At 63.7% G+C, this 16,393-nt stretch carries 17 protein-coding genes; 14 read left to right on the top strand and 3 right to left on the bottom strand.

Annotated elements, in window-relative coordinates; genetic code table 11:
* The first annotated feature begins 455 nt into the window (after window positions 1-455).
* A complete protein-coding gene (locus K288_RS0131680; protein WP_027583161.1) occupies window positions 456-2,057 on the top strand; it encodes a porin in 1,602 nt (533 codons plus the stop codon).
* 154 nt (window positions 2,058-2,211) lie between these two features.
* Here the strand turns inward: K288_RS0131680 and K288_RS0131675 are convergent, their stop codons facing one another.
* Entirely contained in the window at window positions 2,212-4,149 is a 1,938-nt protein-coding gene (locus K288_RS0131675; RefSeq protein WP_244443329.1) for a lytic transglycosylase domain-containing protein, read from the bottom strand.
* Window positions 4,150-4,282: 133 nt separating this feature from the next.
* Here K288_RS0131675 and K288_RS54985 point away from each other — a divergent pair, with 133 nt between their 5' ends.
* From K288_RS54985 to K288_RS0131655, 5 genes are all read left to right on the top strand, one after another.
* Window positions 4,283-4,516 (top strand): hypothetical protein, encoded by a 234-nt coding sequence (locus tag K288_RS54985; RefSeq protein ID WP_244443328.1) that lies wholly within the window; start codon window positions 4,283-4,285, stop codon window positions 4,514-4,516.
* A gap of 196 nt (window positions 4,517-4,712) precedes the next feature.
* The gene (gene dapA / locus K288_RS0131670) at window positions 4,713-5,603 is read left to right on the top strand and encodes a 4-hydroxy-tetrahydrodipicolinate synthase (protein WP_027583159.1); all 891 of its coding nucleotides are present in this window, start codon (window positions 4,713-4,715) and stop codon (window positions 5,601-5,603) included.
* A gap of 66 nt (window positions 5,604-5,669) precedes the next feature.
* A complete protein-coding gene (mscL, locus tag K288_RS0131665) occupies window positions 5,670-6,083 on the top strand; it encodes a large conductance mechanosensitive channel protein MscL (RefSeq protein WP_027583158.1) in 414 nt (137 codons plus the stop codon).
* A 1-nt stretch (window position 6,084) separates the two neighbouring features.
* Window positions 6,085-6,558: an SsrA-binding protein SmpB gene (smpB, locus tag K288_RS0131660; RefSeq protein ID WP_027583157.1), complete on the top strand. Its 474-nt coding sequence runs from the start codon at window positions 6,085-6,087 to the stop codon at window positions 6,556-6,558.
* Between the two features lie 104 nt (window positions 6,559-6,662).
* A complete protein-coding gene (locus K288_RS0131655) occupies window positions 6,663-7,244 on the top strand; it encodes a peroxiredoxin (protein WP_027583156.1) in 582 nt (193 codons plus the stop codon).
* 95 nt (window positions 7,245-7,339) lie between these two features.
* On the opposite strand, the gene K288_RS0131650 is transcribed toward K288_RS0131655, so the two are convergent.
* Window positions 7,340-8,002: a uracil-DNA glycosylase gene (locus K288_RS0131650; protein ID WP_027583155.1), complete on the bottom strand. Its 663-nt coding sequence runs from the start codon at window positions 8,000-8,002 to the stop codon at window positions 7,340-7,342.
* The gene (locus tag K288_RS0131645) at window positions 7,980-8,621 is read right to left on the bottom strand and encodes an NYN domain-containing protein (protein WP_027583154.1); all 642 of its coding nucleotides are present in this window, start codon (window positions 8,619-8,621) and stop codon (window positions 7,980-7,982) included. The genes K288_RS0131650 and K288_RS0131645 overlap by 23 nt, the downstream gene beginning before the upstream one ends.
* 351 nt (window positions 8,622-8,972) lie before the next feature.
* Between K288_RS0131645 and rpoZ the strand changes: the two genes are divergently transcribed.
* The 8 genes from rpoZ (at window position 8,973) to K288_RS0131605 (ending at window position 16,338) form a co-directional block, all read left to right on the top strand.
* Window positions 8,973-9,365 (top strand): DNA-directed RNA polymerase subunit omega, encoded by a 393-nt coding sequence (rpoZ, locus tag K288_RS0131640; RefSeq protein ID WP_027583153.1) that lies wholly within the window; start codon window positions 8,973-8,975, stop codon window positions 9,363-9,365.
* A gap of 217 nt (window positions 9,366-9,582) precedes the next feature.
* The gene (locus K288_RS0131635) at window positions 9,583-11,868 is read left to right on the top strand and encodes a bifunctional (p)ppGpp synthetase/guanosine-3',5'-bis(diphosphate) 3'-pyrophosphohydrolase (RefSeq protein ID WP_027583152.1); all 2,286 of its coding nucleotides are present in this window, start codon (window positions 9,583-9,585) and stop codon (window positions 11,866-11,868) included.
* A gap of 108 nt (window positions 11,869-11,976) precedes the next feature.
* A complete protein-coding gene (locus K288_RS0131630; protein WP_027583151.1) occupies window positions 11,977-12,747 on the top strand; it encodes a pyridoxine 5'-phosphate synthase in 771 nt (256 codons plus the stop codon).
* Window positions 12,744-13,163, top strand: coding sequence for a holo-ACP synthase (gene acpS / locus K288_RS0131625; RefSeq protein WP_027583150.1), 420 nt, complete (start codon window positions 12,744-12,746; stop codon window positions 13,161-13,163). Before K288_RS0131630 ends, acpS begins: the two co-directional genes overlap by 4 nt.
* A 282-nt stretch (window positions 13,164-13,445) precedes the next feature.
* Window positions 13,446-14,204, top strand: coding sequence for a signal peptidase I (lepB, locus tag K288_RS0131620; protein WP_027583149.1), 759 nt, complete (start codon window positions 13,446-13,448; stop codon window positions 14,202-14,204).
* The gene (gene rnc / locus K288_RS0131615; RefSeq protein ID WP_027583148.1) at window positions 14,201-15,025 is read left to right on the top strand and encodes a ribonuclease III; all 825 of its coding nucleotides are present in this window, start codon (window positions 14,201-14,203) and stop codon (window positions 15,023-15,025) included. Before lepB ends, rnc begins: the two co-directional genes overlap by 4 nt.
* Complete coding sequence (gene era, locus K288_RS0131610; protein ID WP_027583147.1) at window positions 15,015-15,944, top strand: GTPase Era; 930 nt, start codon at window positions 15,015-15,017, stop codon at window positions 15,942-15,944. The genes rnc and era overlap by 11 nt, the downstream gene beginning before the upstream one ends.
* A gap of 13 nt (window positions 15,945-15,957) precedes the next feature.
* Window positions 15,958-16,338, top strand: coding sequence for a hypothetical protein (locus tag K288_RS0131605; protein ID WP_027583146.1), 381 nt, complete (start codon window positions 15,958-15,960; stop codon window positions 16,336-16,338).
* The last annotated feature ends 55 nt before the right edge of the window (window positions 16,339-16,393 follow it).

Here is a 16,393-nt window from a genome sequence, read left to right as displayed (position 1 = left end):
TTTTGATCGAGGAATCAGACGCCCCGAGTCGTTTGATTCGAAGGACATCCGGGCCGAGGCGCAGCAATGGGGTCGGACCCCGCCGCGAAGGCGCTCGAGAGGGTTCAGTGAGGCCGAAAAATAATATCTAGTAATTTCAATGAGTTGTCGCGGCCTTTCGATCACATCTGCGTGTTATTTGTGCAACACCCGTTGGAAAACAGGCGGCGCGGGACGGTTCGGAGTGGTTCCTTTGTTGCTTGTGCAGGTCCCTTCGGTAATTCTGTTGCTGCGACGGAGGGGGGCATCCCAAAGTCGTCCCGTTCTTGGTGGTTCGCTTAAGTCCCTCGCGTTTTCGCGGGAGTCCGAAAGCGCGAAGCGGCTTGACGGGTTTCGGGGGGACTAGGGAACCAGCTTCAGGGTGATCACCCGGCGGATCCGCAGCTCTTCCTTATAGAGCAACTTGGAGGTTTAACATGAAGATGGTTAAGAGCCTTATCCTCGGCTCAGCGGCGGGTCTGCTCGCCATGGGCGGGGCACAGGCGGCCGATCTTCCCGTCAAGGCCAAAGCGGTCGAGTACGTGAGGATCTGTTCGCTCTACGGTGCCGGTTTCTGGTACATCCCAGGCACCGACACCTGCATGAAGATCGGTGGTTACCTGCGCGTCGACACCACCTTCAACGGCGGCATCTACAACTCGCCGGCGTGGAGTGGTGATGCGGGCCAGCACAACCGCTATCAAGACTACTTCTCCGCCCGCTCTCGTATGGCGCTGACGGTCGATACCCGCACCGCAACGGAATATGGCGTCGTCCGCACCTTCGGTCAGGCCGACTTCCAGTTCTCGACGCTGGGCAACAACACGATGAACCCGAACTCGGTCAACGGTTCGCTTCCGGTTGCAAGCTCCAACCTGCTTGACACCCCCGGCGGTGGCTATGTCGCGGTCGAATTCGTGTTCATCCAGTTCGCGGGCTTCACTTTCGGTAAGTCGGCTTCGGCCTTCGCGACGCCGTGGCATGGTTATCCGGGCAACAACTCGTCGTTCCTGCTCGGCGGTCATGACACCGTCACCGGCGTGAACAACATCCAGTACACCGCCCAGTTCGGCAACGGCGTGTCGGGCACCATCGGCCTCGATGATCCGACCGTCTTCGACCGCACCGTCGTGGCCAACCTGACCGTGCCGCTCACGTCACAGGGCGCTGTCGCCAACGCCTATGCCGGCGTGCATGCACCCGACATCGTCGGTAACATCCGCATCGATCAGGCCTGGGGTCTGTTCCAGATTTCGGCTTCGGCGCATGAAGTCAACGCCTCCTACAACGTCCTGAACACGGTCGGCGCTCCCGCCGGTGCCACCGCCCTGCCGGGCGCAGCGCCGACTGGTCTTTCGGAACTCTCCGGCCACCCGGACACCAAGTGGGGCGGCGCGGTGATGGCTGCGTTGCAGATCAAGAACATCCCGACCGGTCCCGGCGACGACATCAAGTTCGATGCCACCTTCGCCAAGGGTAATACCAAGCAGGTGATCTCGACGTCGTCGACGTCGCCGAATCCGTTCTCGCTTTTCGGCAGCCCGGGCTTCGGCTCCTATCAGAGCCTCGGTTTTGGTGCGGTGACTGACGGTGTGTACGCGCCGGCCGGCCTCGCGGGTCCGTTGTTTGGTGCCGATGGGAAAATCCATCTGACGACAGCATGGGGTGTCCGTGGTGCCTTCAACCACAACTGGGATCCCTACTGGTCGAGCAGCTTGTTCGGCAGCTATTCGTCGGTTAGCTACGACAACACGGCGAAATTCTTCATCTGCTCTACCTTTACTGCTGCCCGCGTCGCGGCGCCGAGCCTTGATTATAGCTGCAACCCCGACTTCAACGTCTCGCAGCTCGGTGCAATCACCCGCTGGACTCCGGTCAAGAACCTGACGTTCTCGGCCGAAGTCATGTGGTTCCACCTCGACCAGAAGTTCACTGGTTCCGGCATCATCACGCCGTCGGCTCCCAAGCCGACCGCGCGCTACGACTTCCAGGATCAGGATACGGTCAGCTTGAACGTCCGCGTTCAGCGCAACTTCTGATCTGATCGCCTGACTGCTCTGTAAGGGAAATCCCCGGCGGGAAACCGCCGGGGATTTTTCTTTGCGGGAGTGACGAATGGTGAATGGCGAATAGCGAAGCGAGCAGCGCTGACGCGCTATTCGCCACTCTCAATTCGCTATTCGCTATTTTTATCTATTCGACGCTGGCGCCGCGGTGGAGGTCGGCCTCGATCTGCAGCCGCGTGCCGCCGCCGAAGCGGGCGCGGTAGACCTGCAGGTTCTCCATGATCCGCTGCACATAGTTGCGCGTCTCGGAGAACGGGATCAGCTCGACCCAGTCGACCGCGTCGACCTTGGAATCGCGCGGATCGCCGTAGCGATCGATCCATTTCCTCACGCTGCCGCGGCCGGCATTGTAGGCCGCGAAGGTGAGGATGTAGGAGCCGCGATAGTCATCGAGCAACCCGCCGAGCTCTGCGGCGCCAAGCGCGGCGTTGTAGACCGAGTCGGTCTTCATCCGGTTCAGGTCAAACGCGACGCCGGCGCGCTTGCAGACATAGCGGCCGGCTTCCGGCGTGACCTGCATCAGGCCATAGGCCTGCGCCGGCGAAACCACGGCCGGATTGAATGCGCTCTCCTGCCGCGCGATCGCATAGACGATGCTCCGCTCGATGTCCGGGCCGATCGACCTGAAAGACGGAATCCCGTTGATGGGATAGGCGTAGAAGTCGAACGGCAGGCCGCGGTTGAGCGCAGCCTTGCCCATCAACAGCATGCCGCGCGCATCGCTGTAGCGCGACGTCAGCTCGCCGAGCCCGACCAGCGCCTCGGGATCGCCGTTCTCGCCCATGTCCGCGAGCATGGGAATCGCGAACTCGCGCTCGTCGAGTTCATAGAGCAGCTGCGCCGCCCGCACGATCTCCAGTCGCTCGACGCCGCGGCCGCGTGCGCTCGGGACGCCGTTCAGCTCGATCTGCGGCAGGCCGAGCTTGGCCCGCGCGAGCTGGCCGTAATAGCTGGTCGATTGCTCGGCCGCGCGCAGATAGGCTGCGCGCGCTTCCTGGTTGCGGCCGGCGGCTTCGGCGGCGCGGCCCTGCCAATAGCCGGCACGCGCCAGCGCGGTCGGATTGACGCTGCCAACGCCGATGCGGGCGAAATGCTGCGCAGCGAGCCCGGGATCATTGAGGAAGCGCAGCGCGATCCAGCCGGCCGTGAACTCCTGCTCGGTCTTGTAGATGTCGCGGGCGGGCAGCGCCGCATCGCGCGCGATCAGATAGGCGGTGCGGTTCTCGCCGACGTCGATCATCTTGCGCGCCAGCAGGCGCCGCTCGATCCACCATTCGTCGACATTGAACAGCCTTGCCGGATCCTTCGGCGCACTCAGCATCAACTGCGCCGCTTCCGCGAACTTCTCCTCGCGGCGGAGCAGCTGGATGCGGGCGAAGAGATAGCCGGTATCGCCGTGCAGTTCACGCGGCACCGCTTCCAGCAGCGCCCGCAGGTTGGATGCCTTCTTGTTGGTGGCGATGCGCGCTTTAGCCAGCGCGAGATAACCCGAGCCAAGCCGCTTGGCCGCACGCAGGCCGGCGGCCTCCTGCTCGGTGCCGTAAAGCATCGTGTCCATGCGCGCCTTGTGGTCGCCGGCGGTGAGCAAGGCTCCGAACAGGTCGAGCGCGGTGGTTTCGGTGTCCTCGCTCATGGGGTCGCTGCGCCAGGCTTCGCGCACCAGCCGCTCGGCATTGGCGCGGTCGCCACGCGTCAGCATCGCCTTCGCCAGCGCGAACCGACCCTTGGCTGAGACAGGCGATTCGTTCTCGAACCACGACCAGACCGCGGAATCCTCACGGTGGTCGTCCCACAGTGCGGCTTCAAGGCGGCGGCGCAGGAAGGTTTGCGAGGGCCAGCTCGGATTGGCCGAGATGAAAGCGCGGTAGCGCTCGACCGACGCGCCGTTGTTCTCGCTGCGCAGGATCAGCCACTCGGCGAGCTTTCGGGCGACGGGATCGGAGATCGTCGCCTCGACCTGGGTCGCATCGCCGGGCTTCTGCTTGCGGACCAGCTCGATGACATTCTCGAGCGCGTCCTTGTCGCCCTGCGAGGTCGATGAGGTCGCTGCTACCGCAGCGGGCACTGCCGGCTTGCTCCGGGCCGGCGCCGCATGCTGGCGGGTGGCCGGAGCCAAATGGGGCGGGGGCGGAGCAGGCGTGTTGGACGAGGTAGCCCGGGGAGCGGCGGTAGGTTTCGCAGTATCCTTGGCAGCATTCTTGGCGGCTGCAGTCGCGGGCGTGGTGGTCGCGGGTGTGGTTTTGGGCGCCGCGCTGCGCGCGACTGGTCGTGATTTGGGCAACGGAACGTTTGGATCGGCCACGGCTTCTGCCATCGCGACCAGTCCAAAAGCCAGCACCAGCGACGTCGCCAAGGCGGTCGATCGCAATGCGGCAGCGCGGGGGGAAGGGGTCACGGCTTTCCTCTGCGGCGGCGAATCATCTGATCGCTGAGGCCTTAGCTGTATTTGATTGAATATGTGGACAAAATGCTAAAAGTGTCGCGGAAACGATATCTGCGCCATGACAGCGGCAAAATCGCGGCTGGGAATGGGACGGGGAGACTACGGCCCTTTCGCCTGGCCGCCGGACCCGATATGAGTTGGCCTTTCTGACCCGCGCGCCGCAACCTTATAAGTGGAGGAAGTCCATGGCAGCCAAGACAAAATTCCGCGGCTCTTTCACCGCTTTGGTGACTCCGTTCAAGAACGGCTCCGTGGACGAGGCCGCTTTCCGTGGGCTTGTGAACTGGCAGATCACCGAGGGCACCAATGGCCTGGTGCCGGTCGGCACCACCGGCGAGAGCCCGACGCTGAGCCATGACGAGCACAAGCGGGTGGTCGAATGGTGCGTCAGTGAGGCCAAGGGCAGGGTGCCGGTCATCGCAGGCGCCGGTTCCAATTCGACCAAGGAGGCGATCGAACTGTCCGAGCATGCGGAGCAGGCCGGCGCCGACGCCGTGTTGGTCGTCACCCCCTATTACAACAAGCCGACCCAGGAGGGGCTCTACCAGCACTTCAAGGCAATCAACGATGCGATTGGAATCCCGATCATTATCTACAATATCCCGCCGCGCTCCGTGATCGACATGTCGGTCGATACGATGAAGCGGCTGTGGGAACTGAAGAACATCGCCGGCGTCAAGGACGCCACCGCGAGCATGGTGCGGGTGTCGCAGCAGCGCGCGGCGATGGGTGAGGATTTCAACCAGCTCTCGGGCGAGGATGCGACCGTGCTCGGCTACATGGCCCATGGCGGCCATGGCTGCATCTCCGTGACATCGAATGTGGCGCCGCGGCTGTGCGCCGAGTTCCATGCCGCCTGGAAGAAGGGCGATGTCGCGACCGCGCTGAAGCTGCACGACAAGTTGATGCCGCTGCACAACAACCTGTTCATCGAGAGCAATCCCGGGCCGGTGAAATACGCGATGTCGCTGCTCGGCAAGCTGGAGGAGCGGCTGCGGTTGCCGATGGTGCCGGTGTCGGAATCCACGCGCGTGGCGGTGCGCAGCGCCATGGTTCACGCCGGCCTGATCAACTAGAGCCCATAGAGTAGAGTTGCGCCAATGGCTGGTCCGGTCGGCCAGGTCGAGGAGAAGGGGCTGCGCATGCTCAAGGAGTTCCAAGAGTTCGCCATGAAGGGCAATGTCGTCGACCTCGCGGTCGGCGTCATCATCGGCGCGGCCTTTGGCGCGATCGTGAACTCGCTGGTCGGTGACGTCATCATGCCGATCATCGGCGCGATCACCGGCGGGCTTGACTTCTCCAACTACTTTACGCCGTTGGCGAAGTCGGTCACCGCCAACAACCTTGCCGACGCCAAGAAGCAAGGCGCCGTATTGGCTTGGGGCAGTTTCCTGACGCTGACCCTGAATTTCCTGATCGTCGCCTTCGTGCTGTTCATCGTGATCCGGCTGATGAACCAGTTGAAGCGGAAGCAAGAGGCAGCGCCCGCGCCGCCGAAATTGACCCGGCAGGAAGAATTGCTGACCGAGATTCGCGATCTGCTCAAGAAATCCTGAAGTGGCTGAGAAGAACGAACGTCCGATCAAAGTCGTCGCCGAGAACCGCAAGGCGCGTTTCAACTATGCGATCGAGGACACGATCGAGGCAGGCATTGCGCTGACCGGCACCGAGGTGAAGTCGATCCGCGGCGGCAAGACCACGATCGCGGAATCCTATGCCGATGCGCGGAACGGCGAGATCTGGCTGATCAACGCCAACATCCCCGAATATCTGCAGGCCAATCGCTTCAACCACGAGCCGAAGCGTCCGCGTAAGCTCCTGCTGCACAGGAAGCAGATCAACAAATTGATCGGCGCTGTCGACCGCGAGGGCATGACGCTGATCCCGCTGAAGCTCTATTTCAATGAACGCGGACGCGCCAAGCTGCAGCTCGCGGTCGCCAAGGGCAAGAAGCTGCACGACAAGCGCGAAACCGTGAAGAAGCGTGACTGGGGCCGTGAGAAGGGCCGCCTGATGCGCGCGCGGGGATAGGAATTGTAGGATGGGTAGAGCGCAGCGAAACCCATCATTGCGCCAGCCTGCAGCGAAGTTGATGGGTTTCGCTGCGCTCTACCCATCCTACGAAGGATGCAACGATGAACCAGAAGAACCTGCTCGAAGTCGACTGGAGCAAGATCCCCGCGCCGACCGATGATGGCGGCGCCGCGCATCTGACGGGCATGGCGATCCCGCCGGTCAGCCTGGTGGCGACCGATGATACGTCAGTGTCACTGTCGTCGCTGAAGGGACGCACCGTGGTGTTCGCCTATCCGCGCACCGGCGAGCCCGGCAAGATCGCGCTCGTCGACGACTGGGACTTGATCCCGGGCGCGCGCGGCTGCACGCCCCAGACCTGCGCCTTCCGCGACCTGTTCGCCGAGCTCAAGGCCGCAGGCGCCAGCCAGGTGTTCGGCCTGTCGACGCAGAGCAACGAATACCAGACCGAGATGGCGTCGCGCCTGCACCTGCCGTTCCCGGTGCTCTCGGACGAGACGCTTGAGCTGACGCGCGCACTCAATCTGCCGACCATGGAGGTGGCGGGGCTGACGCTGATCAAGCGGCTGGCGCTGATCATCGATGACGGGCGGATCACCCACGTCTTCTATCCGGTGTTCCCGCCCGACCGGAACGCCGGCGATGTGCTGGAATGGCTTCGGGAAAATCCGGCAAGTTGTTGATTTGTAAGGTCGGCAAAGCGTCGCGTGCCCACCGTCCCGAGCAGAGTGTTGATGGTGGGCACGGCGCAAGCGCGCCTTTGCCCATGCTGCAAATCCTAACCCAGATCCTTCCGCACCTGCGCGAAGACATCGCGGAACATTTTTGGCGTCAGAACGCCGGTATTCGTGTTGTAGCGTGAGCAGTGATAGCTGTCGTAGAGGCGGAAATTGCCGGCCTTGTGCACGGCACCGTGCGCAAAGGGCGCGGCCGCGCCGCGCAGGCTGAGCGCCTTCACCGTGGATTCATGCGCGATGCGGCCAAGCAGGACGATGGCGCGCAGCCTCGGCATGGTCGCGATCGTCGCCGCCAGGAACTTTCGGCAAGTGTTGATCTCGATCGGCAGCGGCTTGTTCTGCGGCGGCACGCAGCGCACGGCGTTGCTGATCCGGCAATCGACCAGCCGCAGGCCGTCGTCCGGCCGCGCCTCATAGACGCCCTCGGCAAAGCCGAATTCCAGGAGCGTGGTGTAGAGGAGGTCGCCGGCATAGTCGCCGGTAAAGGGGCGCCCCGTGCGGTTGGCGCCCTGAAGCCCCGGCGCCAGCCCGACAATCAGCAGCCGCGCCTCCGCATCGCCGAAGGACGCCACCGGCGAATTGAACCAGCCCGGCTGCTTCGCACGCGCCTCCGCGCGAAACTCGGCGAGCCGTGGACAGAGCGGGCAGTTGCGATCGGGTTCGATGGAAGCCGGAACGAGGCTAGTCGTCGAAATCGTCGTCATCGGCCCGGGGCGCCATGGTGGTGGCGCGCTGCAGGAATTGCGGCGCGTGGTGGCGCGACTCGCCGCGCTCCCGCGGGGCCGGGCGCTCGGACGGGTCGCGGCCGAGCTTGGATTGCAGTTCCACCAGGTCGGTGAAGACATCGGCCTGGCGGCGCAACTCGTCGGCGATCATCGGCGGCTGGCTTGCGATGGTCGAGACCACGGTCACCCGGACGCCGCGCCGCTGCACCGCCTCGACGAGCGAGCGGAAATCGCCATCGCCGGAGAACAGCACCATCTGGTCGATATGTTCGGCGAGTTCCATCGCATCGACCGCGAGCTCGATATCCATGTTGCCTTTGAGCTTGCGGCGGCCGGAGGTGTCGATGAACTCCTTGGTCGCCTTGGTCACAACAGTGTAGCCATTATAACCCAGCCAGTCGACTAGGGGTCGGATAGACGAATATTCCTGATCCTCGATAATCGCCGTGTAGTAGAACGCGCGGAGCAGCGTGCCGCGGCTCTGGAATTCCTTCAGGAGCCGCTTGTAGTCGATGTCGAACCCGAGCGTCTTGGCGGTTGCATACAGATTGGCTCCATCGATAAAGAGCGCGATCTTGTTGGAAACGGGTGACGACATAAAAGTTTCTCGCCTTTTGTTAGCTTCTTAGCGCAGCGGCAACGAGCCGCGCACCTTATTCCGCGTTGCAGCCTAAAGTCCGGTGAATCTTCCCCATCGACAGTCACCATCGCAATTATGGTGAGGCGAGGGCGAAATACCTACACTTTTGACGATGCAATGAAGAGAGTTACTTGTCCACAACGGCGCTTCGCCGCACTACGGACGCTCCGGCCTTCTGGCCCCCTCACGGGTTAGCAGAGGTTGGGGCGAAGGCAAATCACAAATTTAATGTTGCGAAACCCCGCCTCGCCCTATAACTAACGCACAATAATCGACAAATTCCTGTCCCACTTAACGGAGCGACAGCATATGGCGCGCGTCACCGTCGAAGATTGCATTGATAAGGTCGACAACCGGTTCGACCTGGTCCTGCTGGCTGCCCATCGCGCTAGGATGATCTCGTCAGGATCACAACTCACGGTTGATCGGGACAATGACAAGAACCCGGTCGTCTCGCTGCGCGAGATCGCGGACCAGACGATTTCCCCGGAAGACCTGCGCGAGGAACTGGTGCACTCGCTGCAGAAGTTCGTCGAGGTCGACGAGCCGGAGCCCGACACCGTTCCGCTGATCGGTTCGGCCGGCGCCAGCGTCGATGCCGACGATACCGAAGTGGCCATGGAGCGGATGACCGAGGAAGAGTTGCTGAAGGGCCTCGAGGGCCTCGCGCCCCCCGAGGAGCAGCCCGAAGAGGACGAATAGGTCCTCGCGGCGGTCTCCCAATACGGTTGAGCTGGCTGAAGGCCTGGGCACTGCCCGGGCCTTTGCTTTTGTTGACATTCCGACCGCGGGATGCGTCCCTAAAGCCTTGACGGAAATTGAACGATTTTCGGTTCGAACAGGCTAAAGCTTGGTTCGAAATCGCACTAGATTAGGGGCGCGCGAGCCCAGTCCGTTCACTAGTTGAGGCAGTCATTCCATGGCGTATTGGCGCCGCACACCCCGCCAGATGCAGGCCGCGACCGACGCGGTCGCCGTGGCGCCTGACTCTGCGGTGGTGCAGAAGCCGCCCAAGCCGCGCGCCCGTATGATGCGGCAGTACGACCTGGTCGAGCGCGTTCGCTCCTACAATCCCGATACCAACGAAGATCTTTTGAACCGGGCCTATGTTTACGCCATGAAGGCGCATGGCACCCAGACCCGGGCGTCGGGCGATCCCTATTTCTCGCACCCGCTTGAGGTGGCGGCGATCCTGACCGGCCTCAAGCTCGACGACGCCACCATCGTGGCGGCGCTGCTGCACGACACCATCGAGGATACCGAGGCGACGCGGGCCGAGATCGACCAGGTGTTCGGCCACGAGATCGGCGCGCTGGTGGAGGGGCTGACCAAGCTGAAGCGGCTCGAGCTCGTCTCGCGCGAGGCCAAGCAGGCGGAGAACCTGCGCAAGCTTCTGCTGGCGATCGCCGACGACGTCCGCGTGCTCCTGATCAAGCTTGCCGACCGCCTGCACAACATGCGCACGCTGGAGTTCGTGCCGCCGGCCTCGCGCCGCCGTATCGCCGAGGAGACGCTGGATATCTACGCACCGCTCGCCGGCCGCATGGGTATGCAGGAGATGCGCGAGGAACTCGAGGACCTGTCGTTCCACGTGCTCGATCCGGAAGCCTATGCGGTGGTCAAGCATCGGCTGGACGCGCTCGCCGAGCGCAACCGCAATCTGATCGGCGAGATCGAGAGCCAGCTTTCGAAGAACCTGCAGAAGAACGGCCTGACCGCACGCGTCTACGGCCGGCGCAAGCAGCCGTTTTCGATCTGGACCAAGATGGAACGCAAGTCGGTCGGCTTCGAGCAATTGTCCGATATCTACGGCTTCCGGATCGTGCTTGGCGATGTCGAGGCCTGCTACCGTGCCCTCGGCGTCGTGCACACGACCTGGCCGGTCGTGCCCGGGCGTTTCAAGGACTACATCTCGACGCCCAAGCAGAACGACTACCGCTCGATTCACACCACCGTGATCGGTCCCGGAAAGCAGCGCGTCGAGCTGCAGATCCGCACCGAGGAGATGAACCAGATCGCCGAATTCGGCATCGCGGCGCATGCGTTCTACAAGGAAGGTGGGGGCTCGCCGACCGAACGGCTGAAGCACGAGTCCAACGCCTTCGCCTGGCTGCGCCACACCATCGGCATTCTCTCCGAGAGCGCCAATCCGGAAGAGTTCCTGGAGCACACCAAGCTGGAGCTGTTTCACGACCAGGTGTTCTGCTTCACGCCGAAGGGCAAGCTGATCGCGCTGCCGCGCAACGCGAATGTGATCGACTTCGCCTATGCCGTGCACACCGACGTCGGCAACAGCGCGGTCGGCTGCAAGATCAACGGCAAGTTCGCGCCGCTGTCCTCCGAGTTGCAGAACGGCGACGAGGTCGAGGTCCTGACCTCGAAGGCGCAGTCGGCGCCGCCGTCGGCCTGGGAAGCGCTCGCGGTCACCGGCAAGGCGCGCGCCGCGATCCGGCGCGCCACCCGTGCCGCCGTGCGTGACCAATATGCCGGGCTCGGCCGTCGCATCATCGACCGCCTGTTTGCCCGCGCCAAGATCGAATACGCCGACGACAAGCTGAAAGGCGCATTGCCGCGGCTGGCGCGCACCTCGATCGAGGACGTCCTGGTTTCCGTCGGCCGTGGCGAACTGAAAGCCTCCGACGTCGCGCGCGCGATGTATCCGGACTACAAGGAAGAGCGGCTGGTGCGCTACGGCACCAAGAAGGCGCTTGCCGCCAAGGTGCAGACGCCGCCGCATCCGGCGCGCGCGGCTTCGGTGATCCCGGTGCGCGGCATCAATTCCGAATTGCCGGTCAAGTTCGCGCCGAACGGCGGTGCGGTGCCGGGCGACCGCATCGTCGGCATCGTGACGCCGGGCGAGGGGATCACGATCTATCCGATCCAGTCGCCGGCACTGAAGGATTACGAGGACGAGCCCGAGCGCTGGCTCGACGTGCGCTGGGACATCGACGAGACCATGCCGCAGCGCTTCCCCGCGCGCATCCTGGTTCACAACGTCAACGAGCCCGGCAGCCTCGCCCAGATCGCGACCGTGATCGCAGAGCATGACGGCAATATCGACAACATCCACATGTCGCGCCGCTCGCCTGATTTCACCGAGCTGACCATCGACCTCGAGGTCTATGACCTCAAGCATTTGAGCGCTATTCTGGCCCAGTTGCGCGCGAAGGCCGTGGTCGCACGGGTCGAGCGCGTCAACGGGTAGTTCATCGTCATTGCCGGGCTTGACCCGGCAATCCATCTTTTCAAGAAGATGGATGCGCGGGTCGAGCCCGCGCATGACAATCTAGGTTTTCTCGCAGCGAGCTACATCATGCCCGTTCCTCCGCTCCGCCTTGGAGTCAATGTCGATCACGTCGCGACGCTTCGTAATGCGCGGGGCGGGGCGCGGCCCGATCCGGTGCGCGCGGCGCTGCTGGCCATCGAGGCCGGCGCCGACGGGATCACGGCGCATCTGCGCGAGGACCGCCGCCACATCCGCGATGAGGACATGGCGCGCCTGAAGGCGGAAATCTCGAAGCCCCTGAATTTCGAGATGGCAGCGACCGACGAGATGCTGCGGATTTCGCTGGCCACCAGGCCACATGCCGTGTGCCTGGTGCCGGAACGGCGGCAGGAGCTTACTACCGAGGGTGGATTGGACGTGGTCGGCCAGCACAATGCCCTGGCCCCGTTCATCGCGCGGCTGAACGACGCCGGCATCCGGGTGTCGCTGTTCATCGCCGCCGACCCCCGGCAGATCGAGATGGCGGCGAAATTGAAGGCGCCGGTGATCGAGATCCACACCGGCGGCTGGTGCGATGCCGTGGTCGACGGCCATAGGGAAAAAGCCGAAGCCGAGTGGCAGCGCATCGTCGAAGGCGCCAGGCTGGCACAGGCCGCCGGGCTCGAGGTCCATGCCGGCCACGGGCTCGACTACGACACCGCCGAGACGATTTCGGCGCTGCCCGAGATCAGGGAACTCAACATCGGCTACTTCATGATCGGGGAGGCGATCCTGGTCGGCCTCAAGGAGACGGTCCGCGCCATGCGCGCGGCGATGGACCGCGGCCGCAAGGCGACCGAAGGTGCGGGCGCGGCATGATCATCGGCATCGGCTCCGACCTGATCGACATCACCCGGATCGCCAAGGTGATCGAGCGCCACGGCGACCGCTTCCTCGACCGCATCTTCACCGACGTCGAGCGCGCCAAGGCGCTGCGCCGGGCCAATAGCGAGAAGATGGTGGTCGCAACCTACGCCAAGCGCTTCGCCGCCAAGGAGGCCTGCGCCAAGGCGCTCGGCACCGGCATCATGCGCGGCGTCTGGTGGCGTGACATGGGGGTGGTGAACCTCCCCGGGGGACGGCCGACCATGAGGCTCACCGGCGGAGCGCTGGAGCGCCTCAGGCAAATCACCCCGGAGGGCCTCCAGGCGCAGATCGACCTTTCGATCACCGACGACTGGCCGCTCGCGCAAGCCTTCGTCATAATTTCGGCGGTCGCGCCGCCCAAATCTTGAGTCGGTTGACGGTGCGGCGGTCCGGATTCGGGTAAAACTAAAAATCGTTGATTTTTCAATCGATTATCAAGTTTTAACGTGGCCCTTGATTGCGCGCTCCGTAACAACCGTCTAAAACGCGGCAGGGTAACCGAGCCAGGGCAAATTCGGGTTCGCGCCGGGACTTGCTCTCTACATCAGACGTAGGAACATCTTCGTGACGCGAGCGCGGAAAGCGCGATTCGCGTGAGGAGCGCGTTCTGCCACCGCGCAGTTAAGGCAGTTGCGGGAATTGGGAAAGCGATGAGCGTGACCACAGGGACGAAATCCGAAAGCGGCCTAGGCGAGACAGTCCGGGTCGTCATCCACGCGCTGATCATCGCACTCGTGATCCGCACCTTCCTGTTCCAGCCCTTCAACATCCCGTCCGGTTCGATGAAGGCCACGCTGCTGGTCGGCGACTACCTGTTCGTGTCGAAATATTCCTACGGCTACAGCCATTACTCGATCCCGCTGTCGCCGCCCTTGTTCTCAGGCCGCATCTTCGGCTCGGAGCCGAACCGGGGCGACATCGTCGTCTTCCGCCTGCCGAAGGACGACTCGACCGACTACATCAAGCGCGTGATCGGGCTGCCCGGCGACCGCATCCAGATGAAGGAGGGGCTACTCCACATCAACGACGTCCCGGTCAAGCGCGAGCGGCTCAGCGATTTCATCGGCGAGGACCCCTGCGGATCCGAGGCGACCGCGCGCGTCAAGCGCTGGAAGGAGACGCTGCCCAACGGCGTCAGCTATGAGACGCTGGATTGCGTCGACAACGGCTTCTACGACAACACCAGTGTCTACACCGTGCCGGCCGGCCATTTCTTCATGATGGGAGACAATCGCGACAATTCGACCGACAGCCGGGTGCTGTCGGCGGTGGGCTACGTGCCGTTCGAGAACATCGTCGGGAGGGCGCAGATGATCTTCTTCTCGATCGCCGAGGGCGAGCACGCCTGGATGTTCTGGCGCTGGCCGACCGCGGTGCGCTGGAATCGCCTATTCACCATCGTGCGATGAACGACGATACGCCTGTCATCCAGGGTCTTCCGACTGCCGGCGAGCCGAGCGAGCAGCCCGACGCGGCAGCTGCCGCTGCGCCGAAGAAGAAGCGCAGCAAGGCCAGCAAGGCGGCCGCCGAGAAGGAGGCGATCGCTGCAACCGAGGCGCGCGTCGGCCACAAGTTCTCCGATCCGGCGCTGTTGATGACGGCATTCACGCACGTCTCCGCCCTGAAGCCAGCAACGCGCCACCGCGCCGACAGCTACCAGCGGCTTGAGTTCCTGGGCGACCACGTGCTCGGATTGATCATCTCCGACATGCTCTATCGCGCCCATCCGCGCGCGGACGAGGGCGAATTGTCGAAGCGTCTCGCCGACCTCGTGCGCAAGGAAAGCTGCGCCGACGTTGCCGAGCAGCTCGGCCTGCTCGACGACATCAAGCTCGGCATGGTCAAGGCGGTCGAGGGGGCGCGGTTGCGCAAATCCGTGCTGGGCGACGTCTGCGAGGCCGTGATCGGGGCGATCTTCCTCGACGGCGGCTATGAGGCCGCCGCGAAATTCGTGGAGCGGAACTGGATCGACCGGATGCGCAAGCTCCGCCGGCCGCTGCGCGACCCCAAGACCATGCTGCAGGAATGGGCGCAGAGCAGGGGCCTGCCGACGCCGGTCTACCGCGAGGTCGAACGCACCGGGCCGCATCACGATCCGCAATTCCGGGTCGCCGTCGACCTGCCGGGCCTGGCGCCCGCCGAAGGTGTCGGCCCCAACAAGCGCGCGGCGGAGAAGGCGGCCGCGTCCGCAATGATCGCCCGAGAAGGCGCCGGCAGCCATGACGGCTGAGGCGAGGGCGGAAGCCGATCCGGCCGGGACGCGTTGCGGCTTCGTCGCCCTGATCGGGGCGCCGAACGTCGGCAAGTCGACGCTCGTCAACGCGCTGGTCGGATCAAAGGTCACCATCGTCTCGCGCAAGGTGCAGACGACGCGCGCGCTGATCCGCGGCATCGTGATCGAGGACAACGCGCAAATCATCCTGGTCGACACGCCCGGCATCTTCGCGCCGAAGCGGCGGCTGGACCGCGCCATGGTGTCGACCGCCTGGAGCGGGGCACACGACGCCGACCTCGTCTGCGTGCTGCTCGACGCCAAGGACGGCATCGATGCGGAAGCGGAGGCGATCTTCGCCAGGCTCGATAGCGTGGCCCATCCGAAGATCCTGGTGCTGAACAAGATCGACCTGGTGCCGCGCGAAAAGCTGCTGGCGCTGGCGAAGGCCGCCAATGACCGCCTGCGGTTCGAGAACACTTTCATGATCTCGGCGTTGTCAGGCGATGGTGTCGACGACCTGCGCAGGGCGCTCGCAGCCATGGTGCCCCCCGGGCCGTTCCTCTATCCCGAGGACCAGATGTCGGACGCGCCGATGCGGCATTTGGCGGCCGAGATCACGCGGGAGAAGATCTATCAAAAGCTCCACCAGGAGCTGCCGTACCAATCGACGGTGGAGACCGATAGCTGGACCGAGCGCAACGACAACTCGATCCGCATCGAGCAGACGATCTTTGTCGAGCGCGAGAGCCAGCGCAAGATCGTGCTCGGCAAGGGCGGCGCCACGATCAAGTCGATCGGCGCGGAGGCGCGCAAGGAGATCGCCGAGATCATGGGCGTTCCGGTGCACCTGTTCCTGTTCGTCAAGGTGCGTGAGAACTGGGGCGACGATCCTGACCGCTACCGGGAAATGGGACTGGAGTTTCCCAAGGAATGATCGGGCTCTTCCGATGAAAGTACCCAGAAACGTTCTTCTATTCGAGGTGCTTCTGTACATGTCGCTGACGCTGGACGCGCTGTCGGTGGCGTTCCAGGACCGCACCCCGAGCGGCGAGATGACGGAGCAGATGATCACGGTCGTCACCTTGATGCAGGCCGGCCTGATCATGCTCCTGGTCTATTTCGTCTACCTGGCGGCGCAGCACCGCAAGAACTGGCCACGCTGGGTGCTGGCGGCGGTGCTGCTGCTGTCGGTGATCTCGCTGTTGCAGGTGATCGCCAGCACGGGCATCCAGCTCGACAGCGGCGTCGAGGTGATCTCCTGCGCACTGACGGCGGCCGGACTGTATTTCTCCTTCACCGGCGACGCCCACGGCTGGTTCAACGCGTAAGGATGCGTAGGGCGGATTAGCGAAGCGTAATCCGCCGCAACGCGCGAGGTTGTGA

The organism is Bradyrhizobium sp. Ai1a-2 (assembly GCF_000426245.1).
In the GTDB taxonomy this organism is placed as follows: Bacteria; Pseudomonadota; Alphaproteobacteria; order Rhizobiales; family Xanthobacteraceae; genus Bradyrhizobium.
This window is presented reverse-complemented; position numbering and strand designations above follow the sequence as displayed.

What these genes read in the sequence shown, in the direction of transcription:
- K288_RS0131645 (WP_027583154.1), bottom strand. Translation starts at nt 8,621, where the DNA reads ATGTCGTCACCCGTTTCCAACAAGATCGCGCTCTTTATCGATGGAGCC.
- dapA (WP_027583159.1), top strand. Translation starts at nt 4,713, where the DNA reads ATGGCAGCCAAGACAAAATTCCGCGGCTCTTTCACCGCTTTGGTGACT.
- lepB (WP_027583149.1), top strand. Translation starts at nt 13,446, where the DNA reads ATGAGCGTGACCACAGGGACGAAATCCGAAAGCGGCCTAGGCGAGACA.
- K288_RS0131680 (WP_027583161.1), top strand. Translation starts at nt 456, where the DNA reads ATGAAGATGGTTAAGAGCCTTATCCTCGGCTCAGCGGCGGGTCTGCTC.
- K288_RS0131655 (WP_027583156.1), top strand. Translation starts at nt 6,663, where the DNA reads ATGAACCAGAAGAACCTGCTCGAAGTCGACTGGAGCAAGATCCCCGCG.
- K288_RS0131605 (WP_027583146.1), top strand. Translation starts at nt 15,958, where the DNA reads ATGAAAGTACCCAGAAACGTTCTTCTATTCGAGGTGCTTCTGTACATG.
- rnc (WP_027583148.1), top strand. Translation starts at nt 14,201, where the DNA reads ATGAACGACGATACGCCTGTCATCCAGGGTCTTCCGACTGCCGGCGAG.
- rpoZ (WP_027583153.1), top strand. Translation starts at nt 8,973, where the DNA reads ATGGCGCGCGTCACCGTCGAAGATTGCATTGATAAGGTCGACAACCGG.
- K288_RS0131650 (WP_027583155.1), bottom strand. Translation starts at nt 8,002, where the DNA reads ATGACGACGATTTCGACGACTAGCCTCGTTCCGGCTTCCATCGAACCC.
- K288_RS0131630 (WP_027583151.1), top strand. Translation starts at nt 11,977, where the DNA reads ATGCCCGTTCCTCCGCTCCGCCTTGGAGTCAATGTCGATCACGTCGCG.
- era (WP_027583147.1), top strand. Translation starts at nt 15,015, where the DNA reads ATGACGGCTGAGGCGAGGGCGGAAGCCGATCCGGCCGGGACGCGTTGC.
- K288_RS0131635 (WP_027583152.1), top strand. Translation starts at nt 9,583, where the DNA reads ATGGCGTATTGGCGCCGCACACCCCGCCAGATGCAGGCCGCGACCGAC.
- acpS (WP_027583150.1), top strand. Translation starts at nt 12,744, where the DNA reads ATGATCATCGGCATCGGCTCCGACCTGATCGACATCACCCGGATCGCC.
- mscL (WP_027583158.1), top strand. Translation starts at nt 5,670, where the DNA reads ATGCTCAAGGAGTTCCAAGAGTTCGCCATGAAGGGCAATGTCGTCGAC.